At 74.1% G+C, this 17116-nt stretch carries 16 protein-coding genes and 1 pseudogene; 10 read left to right on the forward strand and 7 right to left on the reverse strand.

Annotation, left to right across the window (positions count from 1 at the left end; genetic code table 11):
- Nucleotides 1-9 precede the first annotated feature (9 nt).
- Nucleotides 10-864, forward strand: coding sequence for a carbohydrate ABC transporter permease (locus C1703_RS00690; protein WP_114250018.1), 855 nt, complete (start codon nucleotides 10-12; stop codon nucleotides 862-864).
- Nucleotides 861-2240 (forward strand): glycoside hydrolase family 32 protein, encoded by a 1380-nt coding sequence (locus C1703_RS00695; RefSeq protein WP_114250019.1) that lies wholly within the window; start codon nucleotides 861-863, stop codon nucleotides 2238-2240. The genes C1703_RS00690 and C1703_RS00695 overlap by 4 nt, the downstream gene beginning before the upstream one ends.
- On the opposite strand, the gene C1703_RS00700 is transcribed toward C1703_RS00695, so the two are convergent.
- The gene (locus C1703_RS00700) at nucleotides 2203-3267 is read right to left on the reverse strand and encodes a LacI family DNA-binding transcriptional regulator (RefSeq protein WP_114257222.1); all 1065 of its coding nucleotides are present in this window, start codon (nucleotides 3265-3267) and stop codon (nucleotides 2203-2205) included. The genes C1703_RS00695 and C1703_RS00700 overlap by 38 nt on opposite strands.
- Before the next feature lie 97 nt (nucleotides 3268-3364).
- Here C1703_RS00700 and C1703_RS00705 point away from each other — a divergent pair, with 97 nt between their 5' ends.
- The 3 genes from C1703_RS00705 (at nucleotide 3365) to C1703_RS00715 (ending at nucleotide 6205) form a co-directional block, all read left to right on the forward strand.
- On the forward strand, nucleotides 3365-4195 hold the full coding sequence (locus tag C1703_RS00705) for an aldo/keto reductase (RefSeq protein ID WP_114250020.1): 831 nt from the start codon (nucleotides 3365-3367) through the stop codon (nucleotides 4193-4195).
- Nucleotides 4196-4232: 37 nt separating this feature from the next.
- Nucleotides 4233-4847, forward strand: a complete 615-nt coding sequence (locus C1703_RS00710; RefSeq protein ID WP_114250021.1) for a DNA polymerase ligase N-terminal domain-containing protein — start codon at nucleotides 4233-4235, stop codon at nucleotides 4845-4847.
- Nucleotides 4848-5080: 233 nt separating this feature from the next.
- A complete protein-coding gene (locus C1703_RS00715; protein WP_232840367.1) occupies nucleotides 5081-6205 on the forward strand; it encodes a serine hydrolase domain-containing protein in 1125 nt (374 codons plus the stop codon).
- An 80-nt stretch (nucleotides 6206-6285) separates the two neighbouring features.
- Here the strand turns inward: C1703_RS00715 and C1703_RS00720 are convergent.
- The 4 genes and pseudogenes from C1703_RS00720 to C1703_RS00735 form a co-directional block, all read right to left on the reverse strand.
- Nucleotides 6286-8629: pseudogene (locus C1703_RS00720) on the reverse strand (SpoIIE family protein phosphatase).
- Between the two features lie 61 nt (nucleotides 8630-8690).
- Nucleotides 8691-9158: a peroxiredoxin gene (locus tag C1703_RS00725; RefSeq protein ID WP_114250022.1), complete on the reverse strand. Its 468-nt coding sequence runs from the start codon at nucleotides 9156-9158 to the stop codon at nucleotides 8691-8693.
- Nucleotides 9155-9535: a hypothetical protein gene (locus tag C1703_RS00730; protein WP_114250023.1), complete on the reverse strand. Its 381-nt coding sequence runs from the start codon at nucleotides 9533-9535 to the stop codon at nucleotides 9155-9157. Before C1703_RS00730 ends, C1703_RS00725 begins: the two co-directional genes overlap by 4 nt.
- A 50-nt stretch (nucleotides 9536-9585) precedes the next feature.
- Nucleotides 9586-10347 carry a helix-turn-helix transcriptional regulator gene (locus tag C1703_RS00735; protein WP_114250024.1) on the reverse strand — a complete coding sequence of 254 codons (762 nt, stop codon included), beginning with the start codon at nucleotides 10345-10347 and terminating at the stop codon, nucleotides 9586-9588.
- A gap of 90 nt (nucleotides 10348-10437) precedes the next feature.
- Between C1703_RS00735 and C1703_RS00740 the strand changes: the two genes are divergently transcribed.
- Nucleotides 10438-11595 carry an MFS transporter gene (locus C1703_RS00740; protein WP_198678047.1) on the forward strand — a complete coding sequence of 386 codons (1158 nt, stop codon included), beginning with the start codon at nucleotides 10438-10440 and terminating at the stop codon, nucleotides 11593-11595.
- 67 nt (nucleotides 11596-11662) lie between these two features.
- Here C1703_RS00740 and C1703_RS00745 read toward each other — a convergent pair whose 3' ends face one another.
- Nucleotides 11663-12178 (reverse strand): MarR family transcriptional regulator, encoded by a 516-nt coding sequence (locus C1703_RS00745; protein ID WP_114250026.1) that lies wholly within the window; start codon nucleotides 12176-12178, stop codon nucleotides 11663-11665.
- A 205-nt stretch (nucleotides 12179-12383) separates the two neighbouring features.
- Between C1703_RS00745 and ligD the strand changes: the two genes are divergently transcribed.
- The 4 genes from ligD (at nucleotide 12384) to hemC (ending at nucleotide 16400) form a co-directional block, all read left to right on the forward strand.
- Nucleotides 12384-13364 (forward strand): non-homologous end-joining DNA ligase, encoded by a 981-nt coding sequence (gene ligD / locus C1703_RS00750; RefSeq protein ID WP_114257224.1) that lies wholly within the window; start codon nucleotides 12384-12386, stop codon nucleotides 13362-13364.
- A 141-nt stretch (nucleotides 13365-13505) separates the two neighbouring features.
- On the forward strand, nucleotides 13506-14279 hold the full coding sequence (locus C1703_RS00755; protein WP_114250027.1) for an NPP1 family protein: 774 nt from the start codon (nucleotides 13506-13508) through the stop codon (nucleotides 14277-14279).
- Nucleotides 14280-14372: 93 nt separating this feature from the next.
- Nucleotides 14373-15395 (forward strand): questin oxidase family protein, encoded by a 1023-nt coding sequence (locus C1703_RS00760; protein ID WP_114250028.1) that lies wholly within the window; start codon nucleotides 14373-14375, stop codon nucleotides 15393-15395.
- A 69-nt stretch (nucleotides 15396-15464) separates the two neighbouring features.
- Nucleotides 15465-16400: a hydroxymethylbilane synthase gene (gene hemC / locus C1703_RS00765; protein ID WP_114250029.1), complete on the forward strand. Its 936-nt coding sequence runs from the start codon at nucleotides 15465-15467 to the stop codon at nucleotides 16398-16400.
- 24 nt (nucleotides 16401-16424) lie between these two features.
- Here hemC and C1703_RS00770 read toward each other — a convergent pair whose 3' ends face one another.
- Nucleotides 16425-16946 (reverse strand): hypothetical protein, encoded by a 522-nt coding sequence (locus C1703_RS00770; RefSeq protein ID WP_114250030.1) that lies wholly within the window; start codon nucleotides 16944-16946, stop codon nucleotides 16425-16427.
- Between the last annotated feature and the right edge of the window lie 170 nt (nucleotides 16947-17116).

A 17116-nucleotide genomic window follows, 5' to 3' on the forward strand; every position in this document is an offset into this window, starting at 1 on the left:
AGTCCTCCCATGAGCCAAACAACCCTGTCCTACGGCCGCGTGCGGCACGGGCTGGCGCCCTGGGCGCGGATCGCCGGGCTGACCGTGTGCGCGCTGCTCACGCTCGGCCCGGTGGTGTGGACCGTCTCCACCTCGCTGCGCACCCCCGCCGAGGCGTTCGACCTGCCGCCGCAGCTGATCCCCACCAACCCCTCCACCGAGGCCTACCGCGGGGTGTTCGACCAGATCGACGTGTGGCTGCTGGCGCTGAACTCCACGCTGGTCACGGGCCTGATCGCGATCGGCCAGATGATCACCGCGGGGCTGGCCGGTTACGCCTTCGCCCGGCTGGAGTTCCGCTTCAAGAAGCCGCTGTTCGGCCTGGTCCTGGCCACCATGATGGTGCCGCTGCAGGTCACCATCGTGCCGGTGTTCCTGGTGCTGAAGTCGATGAGCCTGACGGACACCCTGCTCGGGTTGATCATCCCGGCGTTCCCGACCGCCTTCGGCACGTTCCTGATGCGGCAGTACTTCCTGGGCATGCCCAAGGACCTGGGCGAGGCGGCCATGCTGGACGGGGCCGGGCCCTGGCGGACCTTCCGGTCCGTGTACGCCCCGCTGGCCGCGCCCGGCCTCGCGATCGTCGGTGTCCTGGCCTTCAACTACCACTGGAACGAGTTCTTCCGGCCGCTGATCCTGGAGACGTCGGGCCAGAACTACACGTTGCCGCTGGGGCTGGTCTCGCTCCAGGGCAACCTCGGCACCGGCTCCATCTCCGTCGTCCTCGCCGGTGTCGTGCTCTCCATGATCCCCGCCGTCCTCGTGTTCGTCGTCGGCCAGCGCCCTCTGCGCGAGGGCATCACGTCCGCTGGAGTCAACCGTTGAGCCTCGCCGCTCCCCCGCAGGACCCGCACGCCCCGCGCTTCCGGGTCCGTCCGCCCGCCCACTGGATGAACGACCCGAACGGTCCCTTCCGCTGGCGCGGCCGCTACCACCTCTTCTACCAGCACAACCCGGACGCCCCGGTGCACGCCAACGTCCACTGGGGCCACGCCTCCAGCCCTGACCTCGCCCGCTGGGAGCACCACCCGATCGCGCTCACTCCGGCGCCGGGCGGCCCGGACGAGGCGGGCTGCTGGTCGGGGTGCGTCGTCGACGACGCGGGCGTGCCGACGGCCGTCTACACCGGGGTCGACCGGCACCACACCGGCCTCGGCGCGGTCTGCCTGGCCCGGGCGGCGGACCCGGACGACCCCGCGCTGACCGAGTGGACCGCCCTGCCCACGCCGGTGGTGACGGGCCCGCCGGAGGGCCTGGACGTGGTCATGTTCCGCGACCCGTTCGTCTTCCGGCACGAGGGCCGGCGCTGGGCACTCGTCGGCGCGGGCCACGGCGACGGCACTCCGTCCGTCCTGCTGTACGACTGCGACGACCTGACCGACTGGCGGTTCGCCGGGGTGCTCCTGGACGGCCACGACCCGGCCGCCCGAGCGGCGTTCGGGGACCGGGCCACCGGCTGGGAGTGCCCGCAGCTGTACGCGACCAGCGGAGGTGAGTGGGTGCTGGTCGTGTCGCTGTGGGACGGCCATCCGTGGACCACCGGATACCTGACGGGCCATCTCGACACCGACCTGCGCTTCTCCGCCCGCGCGGGCGGCCGGCTCGACCACGGCCGCGACTTCTACGCCCCGGCCGTGCTCCAGGAGCCGGACCGGGCCCTGATGTGGGGCTGGTCCTGGGAGGCCCGGGACCAGGGCGACGCCGACTGGGCCGGGGTGCTGACCGCTCCCCGCGTCGTCGACGTCCACCCGGACGGGGCGCTGCGCGTGAGCCCGGCCCCCGAGCTGGACCGGCTGCGCGCCGCCGAGCCGTTCGTCACCGCGCCCGGCCGGACCGCACTCCCCGCGGCCTACGACCTGACCGTCTCCGCGCGGGAACGGACCGCCGTGAGCCTGCTGCGCTCGGCCTCGGGCGCCGAGCTGACGGTCCTGCTGGACCCGGGCGAGGGCACGGTGACCCTGGAGCGGGACGCCTGGCCGCGCACGGCGGCCGGGGCGCCCGTCGTCGCCCAGGTGCCCCCGGTGGCAGAGCTCACCGTTCGTGTCCTGGTCGACGGCTCCCTGTACGAGCTGTTCGTCGGCGACCGGGCCACGGTCACCGAGCGCGTCTACCAACGGGCCGACGACGTCAGGGTGTTGGACGTTTCCCAGCCGGACGCGACCGTCACCGGATGGGAGCTGGTCCCACCGACGCGCGGCTGATCACCGGGCAGGCCAGGCGCCGCACGGTGGCGGGCGGCGTCCGGCCGGTGGCGATCGCGTCCAGCAGGAGCCGGGCGGCGGCCTCTCCCATGGCCCGGTGGGGCAGGGCGACGGTGGTCAGGGGCGGCGCGAGGTACGCGGCCATGTGCTCCTGGTCGTCGTAGCCCACCACCGACAGCTCGCCGGGTACGGCGATCCCGAGCCGGGTCGCGGCGTGCAGGACGCCCGCCGCGACCCGGTCGTTGTACGCGAAGATCCCGGTGGGCCGCCGCTCGGCCGGCGCCCCGTCGAGCAGGCGCGCGGCGCCCTCGTACCCGCCGGAGATCTCCCCGCCGGTGCGCACGACCCAGTCCCTCGGCACGGTGATGCCCTCGGCGCGCAGCGCGTCGCGGAAGCCGCGCAGCCGCTCCACCGAGGCGATGTCGTCCTGCCCGCCGACGAGCGCCACGCGCCGGTGCCCCCGCTCCAGCAGCAGCCGGGCCGCCGTACGGCCGCCCGCGCGCTCGGCGGGGATGACGGCGGGCAGGGAGTCGTCCTCGGGCAGGCAGTTGGCCAGCACGGAGTGGGTGCGGTGCAGGCCCTCGGGGACGCGGACGCGGCGCAGGGACATGGCCGCGTAGATGATGCCGTCGACCCGCCGGTCGAGGAGTTCGGCGACCGCCGCGTCCTCCTTGGCCGGGTCGCCGCCGGAGTCGACGGTGAGGACCAGGTGCTCCCCGGCCCAGGCGGTGTCCATCGCGCCGCGCAGCAGCCGCCCGGCGAACGGGGAGGAGGCGATCTCGTCGGTGACCAGGCCGATCACGGCCGTACGGCTGCGGCGCAGGCCGCGCGCGACGGGGTCGGGCCGGTAGCCGAGCTGGGCGGCGGCCTGCCGGATGCGTTCCTGCGTGGCGGGCGAGAGGTTGCCCTCGGCGCGGCCGTTGAACACGAAGGAGACCGCGGTGTGCGACACCCCGGCGAGCCGGGCCACGTCCCGCGAGGTGGGACGCCCCGATCCCGTCGCCGGCTTCCGCCCCGCGCTGCCCATGCCGTCCGCCGTCCTCATCCCCCACCTGTCCGGTTGATCATTGCTCACCCTATCCGTGACGCTGGAGGGACGACACAGTCAACGGGAAGGTCCGACGGTGATCAGCATCCCGACGCACACGCTCAACGACGGTACGACGCTCCCCGCCCTGGGCCTGGGCACCTGGCCGCTCGGCGACGACGAGGCGCAGGCGGCCGTCCTCTCGGCCCTGGAGGCGGGCTACCGCCTGATCGACACGGCGACGAACTACCGCAACGAGACGGGGGTCGGCCGTGCCGTGGCCGCCGGCGTGGTGCCGCGCGAGGAGATCGTCGTGACGACGAAGCTCCCGGGCCGCCACCACGGCTACGAGGAGACCCTCGCCTCCTTCGAGGAGTCCCGGGCCCGCCTCGGCGTGGACTACGTCGACCTGTACCTGATCCACTGGCCGCTGCCGCGCGTGGACCGCTACGTCGACTCCTGGAAGGCCATGATCAAGCTGCGCGAGGAGGGTCTCGTGCGGTCGATCGGCGTCTCGAACTTCACGGCCGGGCACATCGAGCGGCTGGAGAAGGAGACCGGGGTGCTGCCCTCGGTCAACCAGATCGAGCTGCACCCCTACCTGCCGCAGGAGGAGCTGCGCGCCTTCCACGCGGGCAAGGGCATCGTCACCGAGAGCTGGAGCCCGCTGGGCCGGGGCACGCCCCTGCTGCGGGACCCGGCCGTGGCGCGGATCGCCGAGGCGCACGGGGTGACGCCCGGGCAGGTCGTGCTGCGCTGGCACACGCAGCTCGGCGCGGTGCCCGTTCCGAAGTCGGCGAGCCCCGAGCGGCAGCGCGCCAACCTCGACGTCTTCGGCTTCGAGCTGAGCGAGGACGAGATGACGGCCGTCGCGGACCGGGCGCACCGGCGGGTCGGCGGGGACCCCGAGGTGCACGAGGAGTTCTGACGGGTACCCGGGCCCGCGAGGCAGGAAGGAGCCGCACGTGGCCGACCGGGACCGGCTGCGGGACTACCGCGGCAAACGCGACTTCGACCGGACCGGCGAGCCACGGGGCAGCGGTGCCGCCGCAGCGGACCGGCCCCGGTTCGTGGTGCAGATCCACGACGCGAGCACGATGCACTTCGACTTCCGCCTCCAGGTGGACGACGTGCTGAAGTCCTGGTCGATCCCGAAGGGCCCCTCGGCGGACCCGAAGGACAAGCGGCTGGCCGTGCCCACGGAGGACCATCCGCTGGAGTACGAGGAGTTCGAGGGCGTCATCCCGCGGGGCGAGTACGGCGGCGGCACGGTGATCGTCTGGGACCACGGCACGTACGAGCCGCTCAGCCACGACCGCGAGGGGCGGCCCGTCGACTTCGCCGAGTCGCTGGAGCGCGGGCACGCCACGTTCCGGCTGCGCGGCTCCAAGCTGCACGGAGACTACGCCCTCACCCGTTTCCGCGGCGACCGGGACGGCGACGGCGAAGAGGCCTGGCTGCTGGTGAAGCGGGCCGGGGGCGGATCCCGCACCCACGGCGCCCCGGATCCCCGGCGCGCGCGTTCGGCCAAGTCGGGCCGCACCCTCGCCCAGGTCGCGGCGGACGCGGCCGGGGAGTGAGGCGGCCCCGTTGTCCCTGCCGAAGGGCGGAGCCGTGGGACGCCCCTAGGTCGTGTCCCCGATGCCTTTCCGGGTGGTTCCCGATGGTGTGAGGGCCGGCCACTTGGTGAGCTGATCCCATGAGCCATCAGCAGTCGTCCCGCCGTCCGCTCCTCGTCTCCCTCGTCGCCGTCCTGGGACTGCTCGCCGCCGTCCCCTCCTGTGCGGCCGACCCCCCTCCGCCGCGATTACACGTGAAGCAACAGGCCGCGCACACCAGGACCCAGGCCGTCCTGGACGAGATCGTCGCGCAGGGCACGCCCGGAGTCATCGCCCAGGTACGCGACCGCAACGGGGTCTGGGCCGGACGGGCCGGTGTCCGCGCGCTCGGCACGGAGCGGCCTCGGAGCACGCACGAGAGGTTCCGCATCGCCAGCGTGACCAAGACCTTCACCGCCACGGTGCTCCTGAAGCTCGAAGCCGAGGGGAAGCTGTCGTTGGACGACAGCGTGGCCCTGTGGCTGCCGGGAGTGGTGCACGGCAAGGGGTACCGGCCCGCGCACATCACCGTGCGGCACCTGCTCAACCACACGAGCGGAATCTTCGACTACAACATGGACGAGGGCTTCCGCGCCCGGTACGCGGGGGACGAGTTCGAGCGGAACCGCCACGTCAGGTGGTCGCCGCGCGAGCTGGTGGACATCGCCCTGCGCCACCCTCCGAACTTCCAGCCGGAGCAGGGCAGCAGGCCCGGCCGGCCCGGCAGGTGGGACTACTCGGACACCAATTACCTCCTCGCCGGCATGGTCATCGAGAAGGCCACCGGCCGCAGCTACGCGCACGCGGTCGAGCGCCTCGTCATACGGCCCCTCGGTCTGCGCGGCACGAGTGTGCCGGGCGCATCGCCCCGGCTGCCCGCACCGCACGCGAGGCACTACTCCACGCTGTTCGAGGACGGGCCGCGGGCGACGGTGCGTGACGTCACCGAGTTCAGCCCCACCGTCGCCTTCTCCGCAGGACAGATGATCTCGACGGTCGGCGACGTCAACAGGTTCCTGTCCCGGCTGCTCGCCGGTGACCTGCTGCCGCCCGCCCAGCAGCGGCAACTGCTCGACGCCGTCCCCGTCGACGGGGACAAGGGGCATGGCGGTCCGCAGGACGTCTACGGCCTGGGCCTGCGGCACTTCGAGCTCGCTCAGGGCTGCTGGGCCTGGGGCCACGGCGGCATGATCCCCGGCTCCGCGACCCGCGCCCTGGCCTCGGCGGACGGCCGGCAGGCCATGACCATGAACCGCAACGGCGACTGGGGCGAGCAGCGCCTGGAGGACGCGGCCGTCGCGGCGGAGTTCTGTACCCCGGACAGCGTGGACGCGTCCTGACGGCGTGAGAGGACCAGGGCTCCGTCAGGACCAGGGCCGGCAGCGGCACCGGCGGCCGTCGCTCACGCGCCCCGGGCCGGTCAGAACAGTGGTGTGAGCGACTGCTCGCACCAGATCGTCTTGCCGCGGGTGGTCTGCCGGCTGCCCCAGCGCTGGGTGAGCTGGGCGACCAGCAGCAGGCCGCGGCCGCCCTCGTCGTCCTGGTGCGCCCGCCTCAGGTGCGGGGAGGTGGAACTGCCGTCGGACACCTCGCAGATGAGCGTCTGGTCGCGGATCAGACGGAGCTGGATGGGCGCGGCGCCGTACCGGATCGCGTTGGTGACCAGCTCGCTGACGACGAGTTCGGTGACGAAGGCCGTCTCGTCCAGGCCCCAGGCGGTCAGCTGGTCGGTGGCGGCCTGGCGGGTGGCGGCCACCTGCGCGGGGTCGGGCGTCACGTCCCAGGTGGCGACCTGGTCCGCGCCGAGCGCCCGGGTGCGGGCCAGCAGCAGCGCCACGTCGTCGCTGGGCTCCTCCGGCAGGACGGCCTTGAGCACGGTGTCGCACAGGGCGTCGAGCGAGTCGGCGGGCACGGTCAGGGCGCGGCACAGCTCGTCGGTGACGTGGTCGACGTCGCGGTAGCGGTCCTCCACGAGGCCGTCGGTGTAGAGAGCGACGACGGAGCCCTCGGGCAGCTGGAGCTCCGTCGCCTCGAACGGCAGCCCTCCGACGCCCAGCGGGGGCCCCGCGCTCATGGGGATCAGCCGGGTGGAGCCGTCGGGCAGCACGAGGGCGGGGGCGGGGTGCCCGGCGGCGGCCAGGTTCAGGCGGCGCGTGACGGGGTCGTAGACGGCGTACAGGCAGGTCGCGCCGAGTTCCGGGACCTCGTCGCCCTGGTCGTCGGAGGCGAGGTGCGTGACCAGGTCGTCGAGGTGGGTGAGGAGTTCGTCCGGCGGCAGGTCCACGTCGGCGAGGGTCCGTACGGCCGTGACCAGCCGGCCCATGGTCGCCGAGGAGGGGATGCCGTGGCCGACGACGTCCCCGACGACCAGGGCGACCCGGCTGCCCGAGAGCGGGATGACGTCGAACCAGTCGCCGCCGATGCCGGCCGCCGAGCCGGAGGGCAGGTAGCGGTGGGCGACCTCGACGGCGGCCTGGCCGGGCAGGCCCTTGGGGAGCAGGCTGTGCTGGAGGGCCAGGGCGGTGGTGCGCTCACGGGCGAAGCGGCGGGCGTTGTCGACGCAGACGGCGGCCCGGCTGGCGAGTTCCTCGGCGAACACGGCGTCGTCGTCGGCGTAGTCGTCCGGCTGGTGGATGCGCACGGCGACGGCGACACCGAGGGTGGTGCCGCGGGCCCGCAACGGCACCGCCATCATCGAGTGGGCGCCCAGCCGGTAGGGGCGTCCGCCGGGGGCGCGCGCGTTGCGCTCGGCGACCCAGCGCATGAACGCCGGCTCCCCCGCCTGGCTGAGGATCGCCCGGCCCTCCCGCATGGCCCGGGCGATCGGCGAGAACGAGGGGTAGACGTCCACTTCTCCCAGGTGGACGGCGGCTTCCGGGGTGCCCTCGGTGACGGAGCCGTGGGCGACCCGCCGCAGCGTGACCTCCTCGGCGGACGCCGCAGGCGGCTCGTCCGCGCCGAGGACCCAGTCGAAGAGGTCGACGCTCGCGAAGTCCGCGAACCGGGGCACCATGACCTCGGTCAGCTCCTCGGCGGTGCGCACCACGTCCAGGGTGGTGCCGATGGCCGCCGCGGCCTCGTTGAGCAGGGCCAGCCGCTGCCGGGCCCAGTACTGCTCGGTGCTGTCGAAGGCGGCCAGGGCGGTGCCCACGAGTTCCCCGGAGCTGTCCCGGACCGGCCACATCTCGGTGACCCAGGCGTGCTCCCGGTTCAGGGCCGGTGCGCCGGTGTAGCTCTCGTACCGCAGGGGCCGGCCTGTCTCGACGACGTGGCGCAGGTGCCAGTTGAAGCCGCGGCTGTACTCCGCCTCCTCGACGGTCTCCGGGAAGTGCCGGCCGAGCAGGGTCTCCTCGGAGACGCCCATCACGTGGCAGGCGGCCTCGTTGAGCCGCAGGTAGCGCTGGCCGGTGTCGAAGACGGACATGGACATGGACGCCTGCTGGAACGCGCGGCCGGCGAGGGAGGTCTCGTCGGGGCCGGGTGGCGCGGCGGTGATCACGAATCCGTCGGGTTCCCCGTGCCGGCCGGTCACGGCGCACGCTCTGACCCGGACCCCGACGAGGTAGCCGTCGCGGTGCCGCACCATGACGGTGCCCGAGCGCGCCGACACCGCCTCGGGCGGCACGTCCTCGGCGAGCAGTTCCCGTACGGGCCGGCCCACGGCCTCCTCGGCCGGATAGCCGGTCACGCTGCCGGGCACCCTCGCTCCACCCCGTCACTGTGCCGCGGGCGTCGATGATCGCAGCAGCGGAGGCGTCCTCCATATCGTCCAGGATTATCCCTTTGCGGCTCTCTATCAACCGCGACGCCGCGTTCGTGGCGGTGTCAGGTCCGATGGGCGCGGAGCGCGGCGAGCGCCCGGTCGGCGTGGGCGTTCATGCGCAGTTCGCTGCGGACGACGTCGAGGACGGTGAAGTCCCGCGCTATGACGAAGGTGGTCCGCTTGGTGGGCGCCAGGGAGAAGCCGCGCCGCACGCCGAACCGCTCGCGGACGGTGCCGTCGGCGTCGGACAGCAGCGGCATGCCGAGGCCGTGCCGGCCGGCGAACTCCCGCTGCCGCTCGACGGGGTCCCCGCTGATGCCCACCGGGCGGGCACCGACGGCGGCGAACTCGGCGGCGAGATCGCGGAAGTGGCAGGCCTGCGCGGTGCAGCCGGGGGTCAGGGCGGCGGGGTAGAAGAAGAGCACGACCGGGCCTTCGGCGAGCAGTCCGGACAGGGTGCGCTCGGTGCCGGTCTCGTCGGGCAGGGCGAAGTCCTCGGCCTTGTCCCCGGTCTCCACGCGCGCGGTCACGACCGGCCCTCCGCGGCACGTGCGACACCGCGCGCCCAGAGCACCAGGGGCACCTGCAGGGGCAGCCGTCCGAAGGCCGCGGCCTTCTGCGGCGCGGGGCGGTGGCGCCAGTCGGCGGCCATCTTCACGTTGGCGGGGAACACCGCGACGAAGAAGGCCGCGGTGGCCAGGGCGGCCGCCTTGCGGGTGCGCGGCCGGGCGAGGCCCGCGGCGAGTGCGAGCTCGGCGGCGCCGCTGGCGTAGGTCCAGGCCCGGGGCGTGCCCGGCAGTCCGCCCGGGATGGTCGCGTCGAAGGGGCGGGGAGCGGCGAAGTGGGCGACCCCCGCGGTGGCCAGCAGGCCGGCGAGCAGCAGGGGCGAGCGTTCGGACCGGGGCACGGTTCCTCCTCTGATGGCCTGCCGCGCGATATTACTGGACGGTAGGCAGGTCAGTTCGACGGGCCCCGCGGACGCCGCTGGTGGGCGCCGGGCGTACAGCCGAAGGAGCGGCGGAAGACGTCGATGAACGCGCTGGCGGAGGACCAGCCGCAGCGGTGGGCGACGGCCGTGACGGGCAGGCCGTCGGCCAGCATCCGCAGGGCGTGGTAGAGCCGCGACTGGGTGCGCCACTGCGGGAACGTCATGCCGAACTCGGCGCGGAAGAGACGGCTGAGGGTGCGCTCCCCCACCCCGGTCGCGGCGCCGAGCGCGGCGAGGGTGCGCGGGTCGGCCGGGTTGTCGTGGACGAGCGCGCAGACGGCGGCCAGCCGCGGGTCGGCGGGGGTGGGCAGGCGCAGGGGCTGGTGCGGCGCGAGGCGCAGCTGGTCGCGCAGGACGGCGCGCAGCCGGCGGCGCTCGGGGCTGTCGTCGCCGGGGTCGCGGGTGCGGGCGAGGATCAGCTCGCGCAGCAGGGGGCTGACGGCGAGGACGGCCGGGTGGTCGAGGCCGAGGGGGTTGTCGTCGGCGGGCAGGCCGACGAGGTGCAGGTCGAGGCGGCCGTGGGCGCGGTGGGCGTGCACGGTGCCGGCGGGGACCCAGATGGCGCGGGTGCCGGGCGCGAACCAGGTGCCGGCGTCGGTGGTGACCTCGACGACGCCGGAGCCCGCGTGGACGATCTGGTGGTCGTCGTGCCGGTGGGCGTCGATGCGGTCGCCCGCGGTCAGTCGCTGGACACGGGTCGGCGCCGTGGGCGTGTGGCGGATGTTCGGCACAGTCCGGCAGATTATCGGAAGCGGGCCGGGCCCTCCCCCGGCGACGATCGCCGGGTGACCGCTTCGAGACATGACCGACCCGTCCTTCTGATGTCCCTGGGACACGCCTGCGTGGACGTGTACCAGGGAGCCGTGGCCGCTCTGGTGCCGTACTTCGTCGCGGAGCGGGCCTACTCCTATGCCGCCGCCTCGGGCCTGGTCCTCGCCGCGTCGCTGCTGTCGTCGCTGGTGCAGCCGCTGTTCGGGGTGCTCACCGACCGGCGGGCGATGCCGTGGCTGCTGCCGCTGAGCGCGCTGACGGCCGGGGCCGGTGTCGCCCTGTGCGGGGTGACCGGCTCCTACGCGGCGACCCTGGCGGTGGTCGCCGTGTCCGGGATCGGCGTGGCCGCCTACCATCCGGAGGCCGCCCGGGTGGCCAGGGCCGTCGCGGGCGGCCGGCACGCGGGGATGGGCTGGTTCTCCTTCGGCGGCAACGCCGGTTTCGCCCTGGCGCCCTTGCTGGTCCTCGCCGTCATGACGGTGGGCGGGCTGCGTGCCTCCCCCCTGCTGGTCGTTCCGGCGCTGGCGGGCGCGGCGCTGTGCGCGGCGGCGGTGCGTGCGGCCGGGCGCGGCACCGAGGGTGCCCGTGCGCCCGTCGCCGGGGGCCGGGACGACTGGGCGTCCTTCCTGCGGCTGTCCGGTGCGGTGGTCTGCCGCTCGGTGGTGTTCGTCGGCCTGAGCGCGTTCGTCTCGCTGTACGTGCGCGAACGCGCCGGCGGCGGGGAGCCGGCCGGCACGGCGGCACTGTGCGTGCTCTACGCCGGGGGCGCGGTGGGGACGCTGGCCGGGGGCCGGCTGGCCGAGCGGTACGGGCGGCTGGCGGTGGTCCGCCGGTCGTACGCCCTGACGGTCCCGGCGGTGGCCGGTCTGGTCCTGGTGCCCGGGCCGCCGGTGTACCTGTTCGTGGCGCTGACGTCGGCGGGCCTGTACGTGCCGTTCTCGCTGCACCTCACCCTGGGCCAGGACTTCCTGCCCCGGCGGGTGGGCACCGCGAGCGGTGTCACGCTGGGCCTGACGGTGAGTGTCGGCGGCCTCGCGGCTCCCGTGCTCGGGGCACTGGCCGACGCGACCTCGCTGCGGACGGCCCTCTTGCCGCTGATCGCGCTGCCCGCGCTGGGCCGGCTGCTGCTGTGCCGGCTGCGCGAGCCCGCGCAGCCGGGCCGTGCGGCCACCGAACGGGCGGATCCACGTGACGCGGCGGCGCGGTGAACCGGGGTCGGGCCCCCGCCGCAAGGCCGGCCCTGAATCGGGCCTTGCGGCAAGGCCAACTGGGGGCTCAGGCCTTGCCCGCCGGGGCGGCCCGGGGTTCGGGCTCCTCGTCGACGGCGTGGGCGAGGAAGTCGTCCACCATGCGGTGGAAGAGCGTGGCGAGCTGCCGCAGGTCCTCGGGCGACCAGTCGGACAGGGCCAGCTGCATGCCGCGGACCCCCGCCTCACGGATCTTGTCGATGGCCTGCGCCCCGGCCTCGGTGAGCTCGATGCGCTGGGCGCGGCGGTCGTCCGGGTCGGGGACGCGGGTGACGTGGCCGGACTTCTGCAACTGCTGCACCGTCCGCGTGACGTGCGAGGCCTCCACGCCCAGCCGGGCGGCGAGCTCCCCGGGCCGCAGCGGCTCGGAGTCGGCGATCTGCCGCAGCAGCGCGACGGCGGCACGGTCGAGCGGCACGCCCGCCAGGGCCATCAGCCGGTCGTGCCGGCGGGCGCGCGTGCTCAGGTAGGTGATGCGGGTGAGCGCACGCTCGATCTCGGCGACGTCCGGGGAGGGAACGTCGGGGAGCGGTGGTGTGGACATGGAGCCACTCTAGCATCTACTTGCGTAACTCAAGTAAATCGAGCCGCTCACTCCACCGGCCGGATCGCGGCGGCCGGACGGATCGCCGCGGCCTCGCGCACCTCCGCCGGCGAGTCCACCGCGGGCCGCTCCCCCGCCGACGCCGTTCAGGGGAAAGACGCACCGAACGCGCGTGGCCGGGCACCGGCGCGTCGAGACCTCACCCGTGGACCTGCCGCTGATCCCGCCCATGCTCGCCACGCCCGGCACCCTGCCGCCCGCCGCACAGGACGCGCGCTGGGCCTACGAGACCAAGCAGGACGGCCAGCGCGTGGTGGTCTACCTCCCCGGGGACGGCGGCGTGCTGCTGCGGGCCCGGTCCGGCGAGGACATCACGGCCGCGTACCCGGAACTGCGCCCGCTCGGCACCGCACTCGGCACCACGCCCGCCGTGCTCGACGGGGAGGTCCTGGCCCTGGACGCGCAGGGCCGCGCGAACTTCCAGTTGCTGCAGTCCCGCATGGGCCTGGCCCACGCGCCCGCCCGGGCGGCACGGCGGGCGGCGGAGGTGCCGGTCCATCTGGTGCTGTTCGACCTGCTGCACCTGGAGGACCGCTCCCTGCTCCGGCTGCCCTACGCGCGACGCCGCGCGGCGCTGGAGGACCTGGGCCTCGCCGGGCCGTCCTGGTCGACGCCGGCCGCGCTCGTCGGCCACGGCGCCGAGGCCCTGCGCGCCACCCGCGAGCACGGTCTGGAGGGGCTGGTCTGCAAGCGGCTGGACTCGGTGTACGAGCCGGGCGTGCGCTCCCGGGCCTGGATCAAGATCCGGAACATGCGCACCGAGGACGTCCTGATCGGCGGCTGGCAGCCCGGCAAGGGGCGGCTCACCGGCCTGCCCGGCGCGGTGCTGGTCGGGCAGCGGGCCGCGGGGCGGCTGCGGTACGTCGGGAGCGTGGGGACCGGCTGGAGCGAGGCCGAACGGACCGAACTGGCCGGGCTGCTGCGGGCCGCCGCGACCGGCGTCTGCCCCTTCGACCCCGCCCCGCGCGCTCCCGGCGCCCACTGGGTCGTGCCCCGGCTGGTCGGCGAGGTCCGCTACAGCACCCGGACCCGGGAGGGCCTGCTGCGGCAGCCGTCCTGGCTGCGGCTCCGGCCGGATCTCGCGCCCGAGGAGGCGGCGGCCGACATCCCGGACGACATGGTCTGAAACGGCGGCCGACGCCAACTGTTGGGCGTTGATTCACCGTTGGGATCCCCCGCCCCTCTTGGCATGGACGCGCTCAACCTGGAAGCTGAACCTCCCTTTCCCCCACAGCCGTTGGGCTGCGCCCGGACCAAGGAGGACGCAGTGTCGTCACGCCCGTTCGCCCACCGCAGGAGATGGCTCACCGGAGCGGCCGGTGCCGCCGCCCTCGTGCTCGCCCTCCCCGCCACGGCCTTCGCCGCCCCGCCGCGGGCGCTGCCCGCCCACGCGGACTCGCTGGAGCAGACGTACCAGCCCGCCTACGACTACGACACCGACGGCTGCTACTCCACGCCCGCCATCGGCCCGGACGGCACCGTGAACGGCGGGCTCAACCCGACCGGCGCCCTCAACGGCGACTGCCGCGACGCCTCGGACCTGGACAACACCAACGGGTACGCGCGTTCCAAGTGCAACAACGGCTGGTGCGCCATCCTGTACGCCCTGTACTTCGAGAAGGACCAGGCCGTCGCGGGCAGCAGCATCGGCGGCCACCGGCACGACTTCGAGCACGTCGCGGTGTTCGTGCAGAACAACCAGGTCAAGTACGTGTCCACGTCCGCCCACGGCTCGTTCGACGTGCACCCCGCGTCCGAGGTCCGCTTCGACGGCACGCACCCGAAGATCGTCTACCACAAGGACGGCGCGAGCACGCACTGCTTCCGCCTGGCCGGCTCGGGCGACGAGCCGCCGGAGAACCACAAGGGCACCTGGCAGTACCCGCCGCTGGTCGGCTGGAACGGTTACCCGGCCGGGGTGCGCGACAAGCTCACGTCGTACAACTTCGGCAGCGCCAACTTCGGCCTGAAGGACGGCAACTTCGCCAACCACCTGGCGTCGGCCAAGCCGTCGGGCATCGCCTTCGACCCCTACGCGTGAGACCGGCCGGCCGGGGACCTAGGTCCCCGGCCGGTTCCGGTTTCCGCCGCGCGTCCGATCCGCCGGGGCCGGGCGGCGGCATAGCGTCCCGGCATGGACACGCACGACACGACAGGGACACTCGAAGAGGCCCTCGAACGCCTCCACGCCTCGGGCCCGGAGCGGCTCGGCAGGCTCACCAACCACGCCCCCATGGTCGTCGAGGCGCTCGCCGCGCACGGCCGGGCGGACGCCGTGCACCGCTGGCTGGACCTGTACCGGCCCAAACTGGAGGACTTCCCCCGGCCCTTCGCTCCCGTGACGGACGCCGACTGGCATGAGGCGCTCGGCGATCCACGCCGGGCCGCCGACTGGATCGAGTATTTCCGCCGCGCACTCGCCGAACAGCCCTGGCGGGACGTCCTGGCCGTCTGGTGGCCGCGCCTGCTGCCCGGGATCTACGGCGGCTCCACGCACCCCGTCATCCGCGTCGGCCACGCCGTACGGGCCCTGGAGACCGGGGAGAACGCGCCGCGGCTCGCCGAACTCGCCCACGGCCTGGGGTACTGGGGGGCCCGGCACCGCCCCGTGTCCGGCATCGCGCCGCTGCCCGCGCCGCCGGGTGCCGCGCGCTCACTGGACGCCGTACCGCCGATCAGCGACCCCCGGGGCGGGTTCCCCGACCGGCTGGCGGCCGTGCGGCGGCTGCCCCGGTGGGCGGACGACGTGACCGACCCGGACACCGCCCGGGCCCGCCTGACCGAGCTGGTCCGGGCCGCGACCCACCGGTACGCCACCCACGGCCACGGCGAGGAGACCATGCTCGTGCACGCGGCGACGGCGCCCAACGCCGTGCTGCGCGCCCTCCCCTCCCTGCCCCGTGAACTGTGGGCGCCGAGCCTGCACGCCGCGTGGACCGCGTCCGCGGCGGTCACCGCCATGTACGCCCCGCCCGAGCCCGTCGACCTCGTGCCCGCACCCGGCCGCACGGCGGAGGAGGTGCTGGAACAGGCCCTCGCCCACGGCGACGAGCACGTCATCAAGCTCACCGACACCGCCCTCGACGTCGGTGACGAGCGGGCCCTGGCCGCGGCCCTGCGCGCGATCGAGCTGAGCGTGCCGCTCGCCCCGAACTGACGTGCGCCGATGGGCGATCGGGGGGAGGTACGGCACCGGTGCACCCCGGGGAGGGTCTATCGTGTCCGCATGTCCGTCCCCGAACTGATCCGCATCGTCTCCCGCGACTCCCCCATGGCCCTCGCCCAGGTCGAACGCGTCCGGGCCGAGCTGGCCGCCGCCCACCCCGGAGTGCGCACCGAGGTCGTCCCGGTGAAGACCACCGGCGACAAGTGGATGGGCGACCTGTCCAAGGTCGAGGGCAAGGGCGCGTTCACCAAGGAGGTCGACGCGGCGCTGCTGGCCGGGGAGGCCGACCTCGCCGTGCACTGCGTGAAGGACGTGCCGGCCGACCGGCCGCTCCCGGCGGGCACGGTGTTCGCCGCGTTCCTCAAGCGGGACGACATCCGCGACGCCCTGATCCACCCCGGCGGGCTCACCCTGGACGAGCTGCCGGCCGGGACGCGCATCGGCACGTCGTCGGTGCGCCGGGTCGCCCAACTGGCCGCCACCCACCCGCATCTGGAGTGCGTGCCGTTCCGGGGCAACGCCAACCGGCGCCTGGCGAAGCTCGAGGCGGGAGAGGCCGACGCCCTGCTGCTCGCGGTCTCCGGCCTGGAGCGCATCGGCCGGACCGAGGTGATCAGCGAGATCCTCTCCACCGAGACGATGATGCCGCCGATCGGCGCGGGTGTCCTGGCGCTGCAGTGCCGCGAGGACGACGCCGACCTGATCGACGCCGTGAGCGGACTCGGCGATCCGGACACCTACCGGGAGACGACCGCCGAGCGCATGTTCCTGCACGTGCTCCAGGGGCACTGCAACAGCCCCATCGCCGGGTTCGCGCAGGTGGATCGCAGCGGCGAACTGTCCCTGCGCGCCTGTGTGTTCACGCCGGACGGCAAGACCCGCCTGAACGCCCACGAGTGGGCGGGCCGGCTGGATCCGGCCACGCTCGGCACCTCGGTCGCCGTGGCGCTGCTGCGGCAGGGCGCCCGCGAGATCATCGACGGCATCCCGCACTGACGGCCGCGACGCCCTGACGCCGGATCAGGCGGTGCCTTCCTCCGCCTGGTCCCGCAGGAAGACGCTCACCTGGTGCGCCAGGCTGTCGCGCACGGCGCCCTGCTGGGTCCCGGCCGGCCCCTCGTGCGCGCCGATGCCGCCCGACCAGAGCCGGCGGTCGGTCCACTCCTCCTCGACGCGCAACTGCACCTGGACGTCCACCAGGCTCAGGGACGCCTCGGCGCCGGCCGCGTACAGCACGGCGGTGGCCCGGCGCAGCGGATAGACGTCGAAGCCCTCGATGAACTGCGAGTTGCGCCAGTCGAGGAAGGCGCTCTCGCCGTCCGGGCCGATCCGTACGTCGATCTGGCCGTCCTCGAGGTGGACGCCGAGGTGCCGGCTGCCGCGGTTCTCGACCGTCACCCGGAGGCAGAAGTACGTCAGCCCGTCGGCGGCGTCGTCGCGGCCGCGGGGCGGCTCGGCCAGTTCCAGACGGTGGACGCGGACGCGCAGACCGGCATGCTCGTCGTACTCCTGCCAGTCCCCGACCACGTTCGGCTCGTACACGCTGCACCTCTCGACCTCTGGAAGCTGCTTCCTATCTGTGGTCCGAGCGGACTGTCAAATGAGCAGAATGCGCTGTGGCCAGGCAGTTCATCCCTTTTGATCGGTGATCAAGCCGTGCCCAGCGGTTATCCGGAAACAGTCGGAGAAAGCGTTTGCCGGGGCGTGCCGCA

This window comes from Streptomyces sp. Go-475, assembly GCF_003330845.1.
In the GTDB taxonomy this organism is placed as follows: domain Bacteria; phylum Actinomycetota; class Actinomycetes; order Streptomycetales; family Streptomycetaceae; genus Streptomyces.